The 16,834-nt window shown below is 62.6% G+C and carries 18 protein-coding genes; 12 read left to right on the top strand and 6 right to left on the bottom strand.

From position 1 onward, the window contains the following. The first annotated feature begins 5 nt into the window (after positions 1-5). The 4 genes from NKJ75_RS17905 to NKJ75_RS17890 are packed head-to-tail and all read left to right on the top strand — an operon-like array spanning position 6 to position 3,363. Entirely contained in the window at positions 6-461 is a 456-nt protein-coding gene (locus NKJ75_RS17905) for a GNAT family N-acetyltransferase (RefSeq protein WP_023671000.1), read from the top strand. Next, on the top strand, positions 461-2,026 hold the full coding sequence (locus NKJ75_RS17900) for an amidase (protein ID WP_023688592.1): 1,566 nt from the start codon (positions 461-463) through the stop codon (positions 2,024-2,026). Before NKJ75_RS17905 ends, NKJ75_RS17900 begins: the two co-directional genes overlap by 1 nt. Position 2,027: 1 nt before the next feature. Then, positions 2,028-2,558 (top strand): hypothetical protein, encoded by a 531-nt coding sequence (locus tag NKJ75_RS17895; RefSeq protein WP_023671002.1) that lies wholly within the window; start codon positions 2,028-2,030, stop codon positions 2,556-2,558. A gap of 7 nt (positions 2,559-2,565) precedes the next feature. After that, a complete protein-coding gene (locus tag NKJ75_RS17890; RefSeq protein WP_023688591.1) occupies positions 2,566-3,363 on the top strand; it encodes a YdcF family protein in 798 nt (265 codons plus the stop codon). Here NKJ75_RS17890 and NKJ75_RS17885 read toward each other — a convergent pair. Then, entirely contained in the window at positions 3,312-4,055 is a 744-nt protein-coding gene (locus NKJ75_RS17885; RefSeq protein WP_023671004.1) for a DUF599 domain-containing protein, read from the bottom strand. The two genes, NKJ75_RS17890 and NKJ75_RS17885, sit on opposite strands and share 52 nt — an antisense overlap. A gap of 272 nt (positions 4,056-4,327) precedes the next feature. Between NKJ75_RS17885 and NKJ75_RS17880 the strand changes: the two genes are divergently transcribed. The 4 genes from NKJ75_RS17880 to NKJ75_RS17865 all read left to right on the top strand — a co-directional run bounded on the left by NKJ75_RS17880 (position 4,328) and on the right by NKJ75_RS17865 (position 7,774). Further along, complete coding sequence (locus NKJ75_RS17880; RefSeq protein WP_023726659.1) at positions 4,328-5,731, top strand: L-serine ammonia-lyase; 1,404 nt, start codon at positions 4,328-4,330, stop codon at positions 5,729-5,731. Positions 5,732-5,809: 78 nt separating this feature from the next. Next, a complete protein-coding gene (locus tag NKJ75_RS17875) occupies positions 5,810-6,247 on the top strand; it encodes a DUF1489 family protein (RefSeq protein WP_023688589.1) in 438 nt (145 codons plus the stop codon). A 103-nt stretch (positions 6,248-6,350) separates the two neighbouring features. After that, complete coding sequence (locus tag NKJ75_RS17870) at positions 6,351-7,076, top strand: hypothetical protein (RefSeq protein WP_023834117.1); 726 nt, start codon at positions 6,351-6,353, stop codon at positions 7,074-7,076. Then, positions 7,076-7,774: a DnaJ domain-containing protein gene (locus NKJ75_RS17865; RefSeq protein ID WP_023700739.1), complete on the top strand. Its 699-nt coding sequence runs from the start codon at positions 7,076-7,078 to the stop codon at positions 7,772-7,774. The genes NKJ75_RS17870 and NKJ75_RS17865 overlap by 1 nt, the downstream gene beginning before the upstream one ends. 46 nt (positions 7,775-7,820) lie before the next feature. On the opposite strand, the gene NKJ75_RS17860 is transcribed toward NKJ75_RS17865, so the two are convergent. After that, positions 7,821-9,215, bottom strand: a complete 1,395-nt coding sequence (locus NKJ75_RS17860) for an SPOR domain-containing protein (RefSeq protein WP_502896558.1) — start codon at positions 9,213-9,215, stop codon at positions 7,821-7,823. Positions 9,216-9,283: 68 nt separating this feature from the next. Between NKJ75_RS17860 and NKJ75_RS17855 the strand changes: the two genes are divergently transcribed. The 4 genes from NKJ75_RS17855 to clpA all read left to right on the top strand — a co-directional run bounded on the left by NKJ75_RS17855 (position 9,284) and on the right by clpA (position 12,985). Beyond that, positions 9,284-9,559 (top strand): hypothetical protein, encoded by a 276-nt coding sequence (locus NKJ75_RS17855; protein WP_155923559.1) that lies wholly within the window; start codon positions 9,284-9,286, stop codon positions 9,557-9,559. Further along, on the top strand, positions 9,556-9,885 hold the full coding sequence (locus tag NKJ75_RS17850) for a phasin family protein (RefSeq protein ID WP_023671011.1): 330 nt from the start codon (positions 9,556-9,558) through the stop codon (positions 9,883-9,885). The genes NKJ75_RS17855 and NKJ75_RS17850 overlap by 4 nt, the downstream gene beginning before the upstream one ends. 277 nt (positions 9,886-10,162) lie before the next feature. After that, positions 10,163-10,489: an ATP-dependent Clp protease adapter ClpS gene (gene clpS / locus NKJ75_RS17845; protein WP_023671012.1), complete on the top strand. Its 327-nt coding sequence runs from the start codon at positions 10,163-10,165 to the stop codon at positions 10,487-10,489. Between the two features lie 6 nt (positions 10,490-10,495). Continuing rightward, complete coding sequence (clpA, locus tag NKJ75_RS17840; RefSeq protein WP_023671013.1) at positions 10,496-12,985, top strand: ATP-dependent Clp protease ATP-binding subunit ClpA; 2,490 nt, start codon at positions 10,496-10,498, stop codon at positions 12,983-12,985. Between the two features lie 102 nt (positions 12,986-13,087). Here the strand turns inward: clpA and NKJ75_RS17835 are convergent, their stop codons facing one another. The 4 genes from NKJ75_RS17835 to NKJ75_RS17820 all read right to left on the bottom strand — a co-directional run bounded on the left by NKJ75_RS17835 (position 13,088) and on the right by NKJ75_RS17820 (position 16,827). After that, positions 13,088-14,302: a phosphatase PAP2 family protein gene (locus tag NKJ75_RS17835; RefSeq protein WP_245274155.1), complete on the bottom strand. Its 1,215-nt coding sequence runs from the start codon at positions 14,300-14,302 to the stop codon at positions 13,088-13,090. Between the two features lies 1 nt (position 14,303). Then, positions 14,304-14,732 carry an HIT family protein gene (locus NKJ75_RS17830; RefSeq protein WP_023745118.1) on the bottom strand — a complete coding sequence of 143 codons (429 nt, stop codon included), beginning with the start codon at positions 14,730-14,732 and terminating at the stop codon, positions 14,304-14,306. Positions 14,733-14,828: 96 nt separating this feature from the next. Further along, positions 14,829-16,043, bottom strand: coding sequence for a GNAT family N-acetyltransferase (locus NKJ75_RS17825; protein WP_023745117.1), 1,215 nt, complete (start codon positions 16,041-16,043; stop codon positions 14,829-14,831). 55 nt (positions 16,044-16,098) lie between these two features. Further along, complete coding sequence (locus NKJ75_RS17820; protein ID WP_023745116.1) at positions 16,099-16,827, bottom strand: glycerophosphodiester phosphodiesterase; 729 nt, start codon at positions 16,825-16,827, stop codon at positions 16,099-16,101. Positions 16,828-16,834 lie beyond the last annotated feature (7 nt).

Raw genomic sequence — 16,834 nt, 5'->3', positions numbered from 1 at the left:
GGCCGATGGCAATCGAGATCGCGATCGAAACGCCGCTGCAGGACGATGTCCGCGCTTTGGTCGAGGAGCTCAACGCGGCTCTGCTCGAACTGACGCCGCCGGAGCATTGCTACCATCTGACGGTCGAGCAGATGGCTGGCGACGACACCACCGTCTTTATCGCCCGCGACGACGGGCAAGCCATCGGCTGCGGCGCGCTGAAGCGCCATGATGCCCGCGTCGGTGAGGTCAAGCGTATGTACACGCGGCCTTCGCATCGGGGCAGGAAGATCGGCGCCAAGATCGTCGAACATGTCGAAACGCTGGCGCGCAGCGAAGGGCTGAAGCGCCTGGTGCTTGAAACCGGCGACCGCCATCCCGCCGCCTGGACCGTCTACGAACGCGCCGGCTTCTCGCGCTGCGGGCCGGTGCTGGATTATCCCGATTCCGAGTGGTCGGTGTTTTACGAAAAGAGCCTTTGATGAGCGAACTGACCCATCTGACAATTTCGCAGGCGCGCGCCAAGCTGCGCGCCAAGGAGATTTCGGCCGTCGAAATCACCGAGGCCTATCTCGGTGCCATCGAGCGCGCCAATCCGGTGCTCAATGCCTACATCGTCGTCACCGGCGACAAGGCGCGCGATATGGCCAAAGCTTCCGACGCCAGGCTCGCCAAGGGCCAGGGCGGTGCGCTGGAAGGCATCCCGCTCGGCATCAAGGACCTGTTCGGCACCGAAGGTATCCACACCCAGGCCTGCAGCCATGTGCTGGACGGCTTCAAGCCGCGCTACGAATCGACCGTCACCGCCAATCTGTGGGCAGACGGCGCCGTCATGCTGGGCAAGCTTAACATGGACGAGTTCGCCATGGGCTCGTCCAACGAGACCTCCTATTACGGCCCTGTCGTCAATCCGTGGCGGCGTTCGCGCCTCGACACGGTGGTGATGCCGACCACGCATCAGGGCGATGGCGGTTTCGTTTCGGCCGGCGGCACCAAGACCGCGCGCACGCTGGACAATGCCCAACTGGTGCCGGGGGGCTCGTCGGGGGGCTCGGCTTCCGCCGTCTCGGCTTTCCTGTGCGCCGGCGCCACCGCCACCGACACCGGCGGCTCGATCCGCCAGCCAGCCGCCTTCACCGGCACCGTCGGCATCAAGCCGACCTATGGCCGCTGCTCGCGCTGGGGCATCGTCGCCTTCGCTTCGTCGCTCGATCAGGCCGGCCCGATCGCCCGGGACGTGCGCGATGCCGCGATCATGCTGAAGTCCATGGCCTCGGTCGACGCCAAGGACACCACTTCCGTCGACCGGCCGGTGCCGGATTACGAGGCGGCGATCGGCAAACCGATCAGGGGCATGAAGGTCGGCATTCCCCGGGAATACCGCGTCGACGGCATGCCGGAAGAGATCGAGGCGCTGTGGCAGAAGGGCATTGCCTGGCTCAGGGATGCCGGCGCCGAGATCGTCGACATCTCGCTGCCGCACACCAAATACGCTTTGCCGGCTTATTATATCGTTGCGCCCGCCGAAGCGTCATCCAATCTGGCGCGCTATGACGGCGTCCGCTACGGCCTGCGCGTGCCGGGCCAGGACATTGTCGACATGTACGAAAAGACCCGAGCCGCCGGGTTCGGTCGGGAGGTCAAGCGTCGCATCATGATCGGCACCTATGTGCTGTCGGCAGGCTATTACGATGCCTACTATCTGCAGGCGCAGAAGGTGCGCAATTTGATCAAGCGCGACTTCGAGACGGTTTTTGCCGACGGCGTCGACGTCATCCTGACGCCGGCGACGCCGTCGGCCGCCTTCGGCATCGCTGACGAGGACATGGCCGCCGATCCGGTCAAAATGTACCTCAACGACATTTTCACGGTGACCGTGAACATGGCCGGACTGCCGGGCATTGCCGTGCCTGCCGGCCTCGATGCCAAGGGCCTGCCGCTCGGCCTGCAGCTGATTGGCCGTCCCTTCGACGAGGAAACCCTGTTCCAGACAGCCGCCGTCATCGAGCAGGCGGCGGGAACCTTCCAGCCGGAGAAGTGGTGGTAGCATGCCGCCTCCGTCTCGCATTTCCATCGTCGAGACGGGAAACGAACTGCTGATCACGAACCCGCCACGCACCTCGGATTTCAGGACAGTCTTTGTCCTGATCGGGGCCGCGATCGTCGCCTACACCGGCTACATGGGATTGACAGATATGTCGTCCGCAACGCTCACCAGCGGCACGCTCGGCCTGCTGTCCTTCGTGGCGGTCATTGCCCTCTTCACCTATTTTCTGGGCAAGGATTTCATCTGGCGGGTGTTCGGCAGGGAAACCCTGCGGCTGACCGACACCGCAGCCGTGCGCTCGGTGAGGGGTTCTTTGCGAAATCGGTGGTCACTGCCTTTGAAAGGGCATCTTAGGGTCGAAATCCTCGACCATACCTATCCCACGGACGAAGTGGGACTGTCGGAAGTCATCAGCTTAACCAACGCGAACGGCGTCCTTGTATTCGGCAGGGAGTTAAGCCGCCTCGAAGCGGAAGCGGTAGCGAGTGCGGTCGAGCACTTCACCGGCCGTCACAATTTGAGCTGGAGATAGGCAGGCAATGTTCTTCTATCTCTCCAAGGTATTCTGGTTCTTCGTCCAACCACTCAACCTGGCGATCTTCCTGCTGCTTGCCGGCTTGCTCGCGGCGCTGATCGGCCGCCGGCGATTGGCGGCGACGGGCAGTGTGTTCGCCTTCCTGATTCTGGCGCTGTCGGCCTGGACGTCGCTTGGCGCCATGATGCTCAATCCGCTCGAAGAGCGCTTCCCAAAGCCGCCGCTGCCGCGGAAGGTCGACGGCATTGTCGTGCTCGGCGGCGGCTTCGAGGGCGCCATCAACTTGGCGCGCGGCGGCTATGAGCTGAATTCCGGCGGCGACCGCATGGTGGAGGCGGCGATCCTTGCCCGGCGCTTTCCCGAGGCGAAAGTGGTTATCTCGGGCGGCACCGGTGAACTGTTCATCGATGGCGAGGGGGATGCGGCCACCGCGCCGCGGCTGCTCGGTGCGCTTGGCGTCGACGCCGATCGCCTGATGCTCGAGAGCAAATCCCGCAACACCTATGAGAATGCGGTCTTCACCAAGGAACTGGTAACACCGAAACCGGGCGAGACCTGGCTGCTTGTCACCTCCGCCTTCCACATGCCGCGCGCCAAGGCGCTGTTCGACAAGGCCGGCTTTCAGACGGTCCCGTGGCCGGTCGACTATCGCACCTCGGGCAAGGAAGGCTTTGGCCTGTTTCGCGACAACGCACCCGATTCGCTGCAGACCACCACCATTGCGATCCGCGAATGGATCGGCCTCGCCGCCTATTGGCTATCGGGCCGGATCGACCAGCTTTTCCCCGGCCCGGGCGGCTGACCGATCACCGCTTGTCGCGCCGCTGAAAAGAACTGGCGCCGCACCAGCACCGCCAGAAGCAGCAGCGTCGACAGCACGAACACGATCGGGTCGACGAACCAGCCGAGATAGCCGATCGAGAAGAACACCGCGCGCAGGCCTGAATTGAAATGCTTGCCGGCCAGCATGTTCATGCGCGCCGCGCGCCACACCGCCGTTTCGCTGACCGGGTTGCGTGACGCCTCGCCATAGGGGATCGGCACCGCGCCGATCAGGATCGTGCAGTAGTTGAAGAGACGGTAGGCCCAGCCGAACTTGAAGAAGGCGAAGGCCAGGATCAGCACCAGGCCAAAGACCTTGATCTGAAAGGCGGAGCGCGATGAGGTCGCGTTCAACGGCAGGTCGTTCAGCACGGCAAGGACCTGATCCGAGGCGCCAAGCAGCGCGAAACAGCCACCGAGCGCAATCAGCGAACTGGAGGCGAAAAAGGCGGTGCCTTGCTGCAGGCCGCTCATGATGGCGGTGTCGACGATGCGGATTTCGCGCTCGGCCATGGTGCGCATCCAGGCCTCGCGCTGCACGTTCATGGCCATCGTCAACGACACCCGGCTGACCAGTCTGCCGTCGGACGCCAGCGTATGCAGCAACCATGCGAGCAGGAAGAAAGCCAGCGCCGCCAGATCAGCCGTCGACAGATGGAAGGAATCGCCCATGCCCCCTTTTACCACAGGCAAAGCGGTCAGTTCGATGCTCCAATGCATGCCGCCCAGAGGTGAGCTGCGGTTCTGGGACAACGACATGCATTGAAACAAGAACTTAAAGCGCGTCGCATGAATCCGTTTCAGCGCGACGCGCTTTCAGCCGGTGATGTCGCTGCCGGAGCAAACAAGGTCGGCAGGTGCAGCGCCGCAATCCGCAAAACAGCACAAACATCATGGAAAGTCCTATATGTAGGTCTTGATCCCATTCCCGGAGACGGCGCAGCGTGTTTCTTTCGGTTTTCGACCTGTTCAAGATCGGCATCGGACCGTCGAGTTCGCACACGATGGGACCGATGACAGCGGCGCGGCGGTTTCTCGACGAGATCGCCGGCGATGACTGGCCGCGCCCGGCCGGCGTCAAGGTCGATCGCATTGGCGCCAGCCTGCACGGCTCGCTCGCCTATACCGGTATCGGCCATGGCTCGGATCGCGCCGTTGTCCTCGGACTTGCTGGCCTGACACCGCAGACGGTCGATCCCGATCAGGCCGAGGGAATCGCCACGCGCATCGCCGCCGAGAAGCGGATATCGCCACGCGGCCATCCCTCCTATCGCTTCGATCCGGCGACGGATCTGGTGCTCGACCGCAAGACGCCGCTCACCGGCCACGCCAACGGCATGGCCTTCTACGCTTACGATGCCGGCGACCGGCTGCTGCTCAAGCGCATCTACTATTCCATCGGCGGCGGCTTCGTGGTGTCCGAGGAAGAGCTGCAGCGGATGAAGGTGAAGGGCTCGGTGACCACAGAAGGCAAGAAGGTGCCCTATCCCTTCAAGAATGCCGTCGAGATGCTGAAGATGGCAGGCAAAAGCGGCCTGTCTATCGCCGACATGAAGCGCGTCAATGAAGAGACACATATGTCGCGCGAGGAGCTCGACAACGGCCTTGATGCGATCTGGGGCGCCATGAAGGGCTGCATCGACCGCGGCCTGTCGCAGGACGGCATCATGCCGGGCGGGCTGAAAGTGCGCCGTCGTGCCCGCATGCTGCACGACAAGCTGCAGGAGCAATGGCAGCAGAACAAGCCCAACCCTTTGCTGGCCAATGACTGGCTGTCGATCTACGCCATGGCGGTGAACGAAGAGAACGCCGCCGGTGGACGCGTCGTCACCGCGCCGACCAATGGCGCGGCCGGCACATTGCCGGCGGTGCTGCGTTACTGGCTGCATTTCCACCCCGAGGCCGACCAGCCGAGCATCCGCGACTTCCTGCTCACGGCGGCCGCCGTCGGCGGCATCATCAAGACCAATGCCTCGATCTCCGGCGCCGAGGTCGGCTGCCAGGGCGAGGTCGGCTCGGCCTCGGCGATGGCTGCCGCGGGTCTCTGCGCCGTCATGGGCGGCACGCCCGAGCAGGTCGAGAACGCCGCCGAAATCGCGCTCGAACATCATCTCGGCATGACTTGCGATCCGGTCGGCGGTCTGGTCCAGGTGCCTTGCATCGAGCGCAATGCGCTCGGCGCCGTCAAGGCGGTCACCGCCGCCTCTCTGGCGATCAAAGGCGACGGCGTCCATTTCGTGCCGCTCGACGCCGCGATCGAAACAATGCGCCAGACGGGCCTCGACATGAACGAGAAGTACAAGGAAACCAGCCTTGGTGGGCTCGCCGTCAATGTCGTGGAATGCTGACCGCGCAACGCCACTGGCACTGTGGAGAAGTCGGGCAGGGCCGTTGACGCAATCGCGCGCCGGACTAAACCTTAAGCGATGGCACTCAATCTCCTAAAACTGTGCGTCGGTTGCGACAGCGTCGAGGACCTCGAAGAATGGATCGCCTTTCGCGTCGATGAGCGCCGCCGCGCCGGCGAACCCGCCGAGCACTGGCACACCACCCGCATGGTGCCGGCGCGCGGCGCCGAGGTCACCGATGGCGGTTCGCTTTATTGGGTGATCAAGGGCAGCGTGCAATGCCGCCAGCTGATCACTGATATCAGGCCCTTCACCGACGACGAAGGCATCGGCCGTTGCCGCCTGATGCTCGACCTCGACGTCGTGCGCACCGACTGGCAGCCGCGCCGCGCCTTCCAGGGCTGGCGTTATCTCAAACCGTCGGATGCGCCCGCAGATTTCGGCAAGGGCAAGGCCGGAATGGTCGAGATGCCGCCGAAACTGAAGCGCGAGCTCGCCGATCTGGGCTTGCTGTAGAGCCAAGGGCGCGGCCGCTTCTCCCAGAGCGTCGAGCGCTGGCCCTTCATCTTGTCCAAGGCTGGACTTGCAAGGGGCTCGACAACGCCACATCTTGCTTCTTATGAGCGACAAGAAGCAGCGTGTGCCCGCAAGGGCCGATCCTGCGCCGGTCAAGCCTCAATCCAATGCCGGCGAGATCGACGCCTTTATCCGTCAGGCCCGGACGCTTGTCGCGACCGGCACGGGCCGGCTGATCCTTGCCCTCGACGCAACGATGAGCCGCCAGCCGACCTGGGATCTCGCCATCAAGCTGCAGGGCGAAATGTTCGACGCCGTTGGCAAGGCCGGCACCCTCAGTGTCCAATTGGCCTATTTTCGCGGGTTGGGCGAGTGCCGCTCGTCGGCTTTTGTCGCCGACACCAATGCCCTGAAGCAGCTGATGACGCGGATCGACTGCCGTGCCGGCCACACCCAGATCGGCAAGGTGCTGGCGCATGCGCTGAAGGAAACGGCGGCGGCCAAGGTCAATGCTCTGGTCTATATCGGCGACGCCATGGAAGAGGATATCGACGACCTGGCGCAGAAGGCCGGCAGCCTCGGTCTGCACGGCGTTCCCGTCTTCGTCTTCCAGGAAGGCCATGATCCCGGCGCAGAAAAGGCGTTCCAGGAGATTGCGCGGCTGTCCAAAGGGGCTTGGTTCCGATTTGATCGGCGGGCTGCCGCGACCTTGGCCGGGCTGCTTTCGGCGGTTGCCGTCTATGCGACGGGTGGATTGAAGGCGCTCGAGGCAAGGGACAGGCCGGGAGATCGGCTGCTGATCGAGCATCTCAGGGGCGGCAGGAATTGATGGGCGCTATCATTGCACTTGTTGCACTGTTTCTGGTGCTGCTCGGCGCGGCGACGATCTTTGTCCGTGCCGATGCGCAAAAACTGGCAAGCGGCATGCGCACGCTCGGGCCGGTGCTTCTGGCGCTGGTTGGCCTTGCCGTGCTGGTGGTCGGGCGCGAAGGCATTGCCGGCCTCATTCTGGCCGCGGCCCTTGCCTGGTACGGTTCGATGCGGATGAAGCGGCCGTCGGTCGGGCCGGCGCCCGGCAAGCGCTCGACGGTGCGGACCGCCGCACTGGAAATGGAGCTTGATCACGATACGGGCGGGCTTGAAGGCCTGGTTCTGGCCGGCCGCCATGAAGGCAAGATGCTGGGCGCGATGGGCCTGGCCGAGCTGCAGCAGCTTTACCGCGAACTCCCTGGCGACCCGGAGAGCCGCCAGCTCCTAGAGACGTATCTTGACGGCCGTTTTCCCGTTTGGCGCAAAGACGCTGAGGCGAACGGTGGCGAAGGGCTGGGTGTTGCGCCAGGTGCGGGCGCCATGACTAAGGAGGAGGCCTACAAGATCCTTGGTCTTGAAGCGGGGGCCGCCGCGGCGGATGTCCGCAAGGCGCACCGCCGCCTGATGCAGCGCCTGCACCCCGACATCGGCGGCACGTCTTTCCTGGCGGCGCGGATCAACGAAGCCAAGGACGTCTTGCTCTCCAATCACAACTAGTCTCCTTCGACGCAGTAAATTTCCGGGAGATGGTTCCGACGCCGCCCTACTGTTGGACGGCGTAGCAGGCGATTTTCTTTTTCTTCAGGGCATTGCAGGCATTCCAGGCCGCATCCTTCGAGCGGAAGCCGCCGAACCGGGCACGGTAATAGGTCTCGCCATCCTTTTCGAAGGCGACGGTGAAACCGGAAGCAGCCCCAAGAACTTTGGGCGCCAGCTTGGCGGTCTTGTCGAGGAAAGCCTGGGCTTCGGACTGCTTGGGCGACGACGCCACCTGCACCGCCCAACCAGCCGGCACCGAGGCCGTGTTGACCGGGTCGACCGCCTGTGGGGATACAGGCGTGGGTTCGGCATAGGCAGCCACAATCTGCGCAGTTTCGACCTTCGGCGCCGTCACGATGACGGTCTTGACCTTCCTGGTCTTGACGACGGGGGCGGGCTCTTCGACCGCGGCCACCGTCTGTTCGTCGGCAGACTGGCCTTCAGCAGACTGCTCGTCAGCGGATGTCGGATCGTCATTGGACGCCACGGCATCGTCTTCAACGATCGGCTTGCCATCCGGCGTCGGCGCGTCATGCTTGGGCAGGAAGACCTTGGCCAGCGCCTTGACCGGATTGTCGCCGCCGGCGTTGGCGACCAGGGCGCCGCCGCCGCGGGTCGATGCGCGCGGCATGTAGGCGTTGATCAGGCCGGCCATCTGGTTGTCGCGGCTGCGCCCCGAAGTGCCGCCCATGACGACGGCGACGAGGCGGCGGTTGCCATCCGAAACCGACGAGACGAGGTTGAAGCCGGAGGCGCGGGTATAGCCGGTCTTGATGCCGTCGACGCCCTTGATGCGGCCGAGCAGACGGTTGTGGCCATTGATGCGCTGGCGGCCGTAAAGGAAGGAGCGCTGCGAGAAATAGCCGTAATACTGCGGATAATGTTCCCTGAGCGCTATGCCAAGCATCGCCATGTCGTGGGCGGTTGTGAACTGGCCGGGATCGGGCAGGCCGTTGGCATTGCGAAACACGGTGCCGTCCATGCCGAGCGCGCGCGCCTTAGCGGTCATCATGCGGGCGAAATTGCTTTCGCTGCCGCCGAGCAGTTCGCCGAGCGCGGTCGCCGAATCATTGGCCGACTTGGTCACCATCGACAGGATGGCGGTCTCGACCGAAACCGCTCCGCCCGCCTTGACGCCGAGCTTGGTCGGCGGTTCGGCCGCCGCTTTGGCCGAGAACGGCACGGGCGTGTTCCTGCTGATCCGGCCCTTCGCCATGGCCTCGAAGGTCAGATAGAGCGTCATCATCTTGGTCAGCGACGCCGGGTAGCGCCGGCCGTTGGCATCGGACGAATAAAGCACCTTGCCGGTCTTGGCGTCGACGACGATCGCCGAAGACCTGGCGGCCATCGAGGACGCGGCATCCGCAACGACAAATGACATCGCCAAAGCGAGGATCATGATCGTTTTGAGGGAAGATGCGGATTTTGAACCGAAGACCGACAACGCCTGACGCACTGATAGTTCCTTTGAAACTCATTGCCCTGGAGGCGGCAAAGGGATCCGACCTCACTTGTTGTCAAACTATCGCAGCCAGCGTTACCAATCCGTTTATGGTAACCGGCGCGTTCACCATTTTCCTCGGGCTTGAGCCTTTCTTTATTCGAATTTTAGCTGATGCCGGCGCAGCGCGGCCTGATGCCGCTGAAATCTTGACTTTTGTGCAGCGCACAATATGTTCTCGTGCATTGCACAACCGCGCTCAGGCAAGGGCGCTTCAAAACGCCAAGGGAAACGTCAAATGACCCAGACCTACGAGGACTTCTCGAAATACGGCAAGGAGTTTGCCGATACCGGATTGAAGAGCTTCACCTCGCTCTCCAAGGGCGCGCAGGCGATCGCCACTGAAGCTGGCGAATACACCAAGAAGAGCTTCGAAGCCGGCAGCGCCGCGGTCGAAAAGCTGTTCTCCGCCAAGTCGCTGGAAAAGGCGGTCGAGATCCAGTCCGACTTCGCCAAGCAGAGCTATGAGAGCTTCGTTGCCGAGGCGACCAAGTTCGGCGATCTCTATGCCGATCTCGCCAAGGAGGCTTACAAGCCCTTCGAATCGATTGTCGCCAAGGCGAAGTAATTTCGCTCGAGAATACCAGGCACGGCCTTTCGGGCTTGCAAAACAGACCCGGTCGCGGATGCGCGGCCGGGTTTTTTCATGCCGGTTTCAATTCCGGGGCTTTGGCGGTTCACGATTTTGAAAATCGCCTCGGTTTGCCCACCTAGCCATATTGTCAGCTAACAAGAAGGGCTTAAAATCGTCCATCGAACACCTACATATCGAACTCGCCATGGGGATTCGAAAGAGGCAGGATTACGTGACTTCAGGTTTGACTGCCACGACAAGCGTGGTGCGGATGCAAAGTGACGGCGACGGCAATGAGGCTGGTCGCGGCACAGCCGTCATTACGCGCACGAAGACCAAGACCAAGAAGCCCAGCCTTTACAGGGTCCTCATCCTCAACGACGACTATACGCCCATGGAGTTCGTGGTTCACGTCCTGGAGCGTTTTTTTCAAAAGGACCGCGAAGCCGCCACACGCATCATGCTTCATGTTCACAATCATGGGGTGGGCGAGTGCGGGGTCTATACATTCGAGGTGGCCGAGACCAAAGTGTCTCAGGTCATGGATTTCGCCCGACAGAATCAGCATCCGCTGCAATGCGTGATGGAGAAGAAGTGAGGTAACATGCCGGCTTTCTCCCAAGGCCTGGAAAAGGCGCTTCACCAGGCGCTGACGCTCGCCAATGAGCGGCACCATGAATATGCAACCCTAGAACATCTGCTGCTCGCCCTCATCGACGACACCGAGGCGGCCGCCGTTATGCGCGCCTGCAACGTCGATCTGGACGAGCTGAAGCACACCGTTCTGACCTATATCGACACCGAACTCGACAATCTGGTCACCGGTTACGATGAGGATTCCAAGCCGACCGCCGGCTTCCAGCGCGTCATCCAGCGCGCCGTGATCCATGTACAGTCATCCGGCCGCGAGGAAGTGTCCGGCGCCAACGTGCTCGTCGCCATCTTTGCCGAGCGCGAGAGCCATGCCGCTTATTTCCTGCAGGAACAGCAGATGACCCGCTACGACGCGGTCAACTACATCTCGCACGGCATCGCCAAGCGCCCCGGCGCATCGGAGACGCGCTCGCCGCGCGGCGCCGATGACGAGCAGGGCGGCCAGAACGGCGCCGAGCCGCAGGAGGAAGGCGGCAAGAAGAAGCAGCAGCAGGATGCGCTGACGGCTTATTGCGTCAACCTCAACAACAAGGCCAAGGCCGGCAAGATCGATCCGCTGATCGGCCGCGAGAGCGAAATCAACCGCACCATCCAGGTGCTGTGCCGCCGCTCCAAGAACAACCCGCTCTATGTCGGCGATCCCGGCGTCGGCAAGACGGCGATTGCCGAAGGCCTGGCCAAGCGCATCGTCGAGGGCGATGTGCCCGAAGTGCTGCAGGACGCCACCATCTTCGCGCTCGACATGGGCACGCTGTTGGCCGGCACGCGCTATCGCGGCGATTTCGAAGAGCGGCTGAAGCAGGTCGTCAAGGAGCTCGAGGATTATCCGGGCGCCGTGCTGTTCATCGACGAGATCCACACCGTGATCGGGGCCGGCGCCACGTCAGGCGGCGCGATGGATGCGTCGAACCTGTTGAAGCCGGCGCTGTCTTCGGGAGCCATCCGCTGCATCGGCTCGACCACTTACAAGGAGTTCCGCCAGTTCTTCGAGAAGGACCGCGCTCTGGTGCGGCGCTTCCAGAAGATCGACGTCAACGAGCCGACCATCGAGGACGCCATCGAGATCATGAAGGGCCTCAAGCCCTATTATGAGGAATTCCACAAGGTGAAGTTCACCAACGAGGCGATCAAGGCTTCGGTGGAACTGTCGGCCCGCTACATCAACGACCGCAAGCTGCCGGACAAGGCGATCGACGTGATCGACGAGACCGGCGCCTCGCAGATGCTGGTGCCGGAAGCCAAGCGCAAGAAGACGATCGGCATCAAGGAGATCGAAGCCACGATCGCCACGATGGCCCGCATCCCGCCGAAGACGGTTTCGGCAGACGACGAGAAGGTGCTGCAAGGCCTCGACATCGAGCTGAAGCGCGTCGTCTATGGCCAGGACACCGCCATCACCGCGCTGACCTCGGCGATCAAGCTGGCGCGTGCCGGCCTGCGCGAACCGGAAAAGCCGATCGGCTCCTACCTGTTCTCAGGCCCGACCGGCGTCGGCAAGACCGAAGTCGCCAAGCAGTTGGCTGCCTCGCTCGGCGTCGAGCTGATCCGCTTCGACATGTCGGAATATATGGAACGCCACACCGTCTCGCGGTTGATCGGCGCGCCTCCCGGCTATGTCGGCTTCGACCAGGGCGGTCTGCTTACCGACGGGGTCGACCAGCATCCGCACTGCGTGCTCTTGCTGGATGAAGTCGAGAAGGCGCATCCAGACCTGTTCAACATCCTGTTGCAGGTCATGGACCACGGCAAGCTGACCGACCACAACGGCAAGCAGATCGACTTCCGCAATGTCATCCTTATCATGACCACCAATGCGGGCGCATCCGATGCGCAGCGCGCGGCGATCGGTTTCGGATCGACCAAGCGCGAAGGCGACGATGTCGAGGCCATCAACCGGTTGTTCACGCCGGAGTTCCGCAACCGTCTCGATGCGATCATCCCGTTCGGCTCGCTGCCGGTGCCGGTCATCCATCAGGTGGTGCAGAAGTTCGTCATGCAACTCGAGGCCCAGCTCTCCGAGCGGGGCGTCACCTTCGACCTGTCGTCCGACGCGATCGCCTGGCTGGCCGACAAGGGCTATGATGAGCGCATGGGTGCGCGGCCGCTCGGCCGGGTCATCCAGGAGCACATCAAGAAGCCGTTGGCCGACGAGGTGCTGTTCGGCAAGCTCAAGAAGGGCGGCACGGTGCGCGTCACAGTCGAGAAGAAGGAAACCGGCGAAACCGGCCTGAAGCTCGAATCACTGGCCGACGAAGCCCCGGTGCAGCCGAAGCAGGAGCCGGAAGAGGCGCCGAAAGCCCGCAAGGCGGTGGCCAAGAAGCCCGTCGCCAAGAAGGCGGTGGCGCAGAAGCCTCAGCCCAAGGGCAAGGACGAGCCCGAGCCGAAGGGCAAGGATGGCGGCAAGCGCAGCCTGGTGCCGCAACTGCCGCGCAAGAGCTAAAAAGTTCGCCAATGAAAAAGGCCCCGGTGACGGGCCCTTTTTTCATTGGCTGGCCGGTTTGCCGACACAGCGCCCCTGCTTTTCAGGTCAGATGTTGTTAGGTCAGGCGGCGACGCCCTCGGGTGCAAACTTGCCCAGGAAGAACCCGCACGCCTTCCAGATGGCGATCGAAATCAGAACGCTCGCATAGCCATCCACGGCATAATGCCAGCCAAGGACGACCGAGCCGACCATGATGATTGCGGCGAATGCCCACATCAAAAGGCCGGCCAACCGTGAGCGGCGTGTTGCATAAAGCGCGAAAAGCACCGCCATCGCTACATGCATGGACGGGAAGGCGGATATGCCGAGACTGCCTGGCGTCGCCCCGATATAGCCGCTCCACACAATGTCCTGCGTGCTGAGCGCCCAGATCGGATAGATGCGATCGGCGGCGGCGAGTGCTTGCATCAGGGAATGATAGTCGCTGCCCAGCCCCAGTCGCTCGTAAAAGCACGGCCCTGCCGAAGACAGGCCCATCGCCAGGAAAAAACCCGCCAGTATCCACACGAGCATGAAGCTCATCAGGAACTGGTGACGCAGCTTCGTGTCCCTGCGCGTGATGCAAGCGATGAAGACCGAGGCGATAAGGACGACGAACCAGGAATTGTAAGCCAGGTTGAACGATCTTACGGCGAGCGGCGACTGGACGATAAACCATAGCCATTCATGGGGCGCTCGGCCGAAATGCAGCACCCGGTCGGCCTGAGCCAATGCGTGATCCCATGCGAATGGCGAAAGGATCGCGACCGCGCCTTTCAACACACCGAAAGCGGATATGAGCGCAATGCACGCGGCCAGACCATTCAGGCTGTTGGCGTTGCGCTCGGCGTCGCCGAAGACGCCGCCGATCGATCGCAGAAAAGTGCCGAGCGGCTCAGGATCCCGCTTGATGAGTGCAAGGTGAAAAAAGCTGCCGAGTGCGAAGGCGCAGCCACCGATCCAGAAAGCGAAAAGAAGGTATTGGGAATAGTCTTCCAGCACGCCGAAATCCGGCATGTTTCCGGTGCGCAGGCCGACCGCGGCTGCCAAAAGCAGGGCAGCGATGGCCATCGCGTGCAGCAGGCGGTGTCGCCGGTACGCGTCCGCCAAGGTGCGCAGAAAGGCCCGCCCGGCAGCTGCTTTTACCAACGGCTCTGATGTCGCAACCGAATGTTCCACGATTTTGAAAACCCAAACGCATCCCGGTACGGAGCACGTTATCACGGCGTGGTTTGATATTTTCCTAACCGACGTGGTGGATTGTGGCTGAGCGCATCTCCCTGAGGCGCGCGCCACCTCAACCGTTCAGCGCTGCTCGGATCCTGGCCGCGTTCTCCGTCAGCACTTCGGGCTTCTCCATCTGCCCCGTATGCGGCTTGAGCGCGATGCCTTCGAACCGCGGGATGACATGGACATGTAGGTGGTAGACGGTCTGGCCGGACGCCGGTTCGTTGAACTGCAGGATGGTGACCCCGTCAGCGCCGAAAGCCTTTTTGACCGCCAGCGCGACCGTTTGGACCGTGGTGAACAGCCGGCCGAGCGTCGCGGGATCGGCATCGAGCAGATTGCGCGACGGTGCTTTGGGCACCACCAGCGTGTGACCGGGGCCTTGCGGCATCACATCCATGAAGGCGACCACGGCATCATCCTCGTAGATGCGGTGCGAGGGGATTTCGCCGCGCAGGATCTTTGCGAAGATATTGCTGGGGTCGTAGGCCTCGGTCATGGCGGCGCTCCGGGAGTATGCTCCCGGTGTAGCGAAGCTGTCCCGGACCGGCAAGATGGTCAGGTAAGATGGTCAGGCGAGGGCAGGCGCGGATCGCTATTCCTCAAGATCCTTGCGGAACGGCGTATGCTCTTCCAGAATTTCGCCCATCCGCTCGACCTCGCGCCGCTCACGCCGGAGATAATCGGCCACAGCATTGCGCAGGCCGGGATGTGCGATGTAGTGCGCCGAATGCATGGTCACGGGACGATAGCCGCGCGCCAGTTTGTGCTCACCCTGCGCGCCGGCCTCGATCACCTTCAGCTTGCGCTCGATGGCGAAGTCGATGGCCTGATGGTAGCAGACTTCGAAATGCAGGAACGGGTGGTCCTCGATGCAGCCCCAATTGCGGCCGTAGAGCGCATCGGAGCCGATGAAGTTGATGGCGCCGGCGACATAGCGGCCATTGCGCTTGGCCATGATCAACAGGATGTCCTGGGACATGCGCTCGCCGATCAGCGAGAAGAACTTGCGGTTGAGATAGGGCCGGCCCCATTTGCGGCTGCCGGTATCCATATAGAAGGCGAAGAAATCGTCCCACGCCTTTTCGGTCAGGTCCTTGCCGGTCAGCCGGTCGATCGAGATACCGTTGGCGAGCGCCTCGCGGCGCTCCTTCTTCATCGCCTTGCGCTTGCGCGATGCCAGCGTGGCGAGAAAGTCGTCATAGGTCGAAAAGCCTTCGTTGAAGAAATGGAACTGCTGGTCGGTGCGGTGCAGGAAGCCGGCTGCTTCCAGCGTTGCAACGTCGCTTTCATTGGCGAAGGTGACATGCGCGGAGGACACGCCGAGCTTTTCCGTCACCGCCTTCAGGCCCGCTGCGAGACCGGCCTTCACAATGGCGCTGTCCTCGCCCTTGCTGACCAGCAGGCGAGGGCCGGTGACCGGAGAGAACGGCACGGCGCATTGCAGTTTCGGATAGTAGTTGCCGCCGGCGCGTTCGAACGCATCGGACCAGCCGTGGTCGAAGACATATTCGCCCTGGCTGTGCGATTTGAGATAGCAGGGCACGGCGCCCAGCAATCTGCCTTGGGCATTTTCCAGTCTGAGATGATGACCTTGCCAGCCGGTGCGCCGCACGGCGCAGCCGGAATCTTCAAGCGCGCTCAGAAAAGCATATGAAACGAGAGGGTTATAGCCGTTTTCTGTGTCGCTGCGGGTTGTGCCGGTAAAGCCGTTCCACTCGTCGCATGTGAAGGCATTGATGCCGGCGGCGACGCGGATGGAGAACTCCGCATTCGCCGTTTGCCCATCGCCTTCGTCACCCTGATCCATGAGGCTTATTTAAGCTCTGTCGGGGCCGCTACAAGTCACGTTTCAGGCACTCCCATCAGGCGACTTTGACCAGATCGGGTTCGAACCCTTCGAACGTCATCTGGTCGGCGTATTTGAAGGTGAGATCCACCGCCGGCTGGTCATGCACCGTCCAGGTGATGACAGGCATTTTAAGCCTTTCGCGCACGAAGCTGACGAACGGGTTCGGCAGATCGCCCGCGGCATAGGAGGTGAAGGCGAGGTCATGCGCCAGCATGGCGAAATGCGCCTCGATCAACTGGTTGTCCTTGCCATAGGCCGTGAGCCCGCCCGGAATTCCTGGCGCATCCCTGGGGAAATCGCGGACCAGCCAGTGGTCGAACGACATGATCGCCGCCTTGCCCTTGTAGCGCTCCAGCATCTTGCCGACGCTCGCCACCAGGCCCTCGTCGTAGCCGGGCACGCCCTTCAATTCGACCACCAGAGGCACGCGGCCGTCGACCAGGTCGAGCACCTCCTGAAGTGTCGGCACATGGTCCTTGGTGCCGCCGATGCTGAGCGCCGCCAGTTCCGCTGCCGTGCGCTGCCAGACGAAGCCGTCCTGGCCGGTCAACCGCCTGAGATCGCCGTCATGAATGATGACGGGGACGCGGTCGGACGACAAATGCACGTCGCATTCGATCGCATAGCCGCGCTCGGCGGCAGCAGCGAAGGCCGACAGCGTGTTTTCCCAGCGCGTCTTGTTCATGTCGTGAAAGCCGCGATGCGCCACCGGGCGGGCGGTCAGCCAGGAAAGGTCGGTCATTGTCTTG

Origin of the sequence: Mesorhizobium sp. M0058 (genome assembly GCF_040323095.1) — a bacterium.
Taxonomy (GTDB): Bacteria; Pseudomonadota; Alphaproteobacteria; order Rhizobiales; family Rhizobiaceae; genus Mesorhizobium.
The sequence above is the reverse complement of the archived record's forward strand: the minus strand, read 5'-3'. Positions and strand labels throughout refer to the sequence as shown.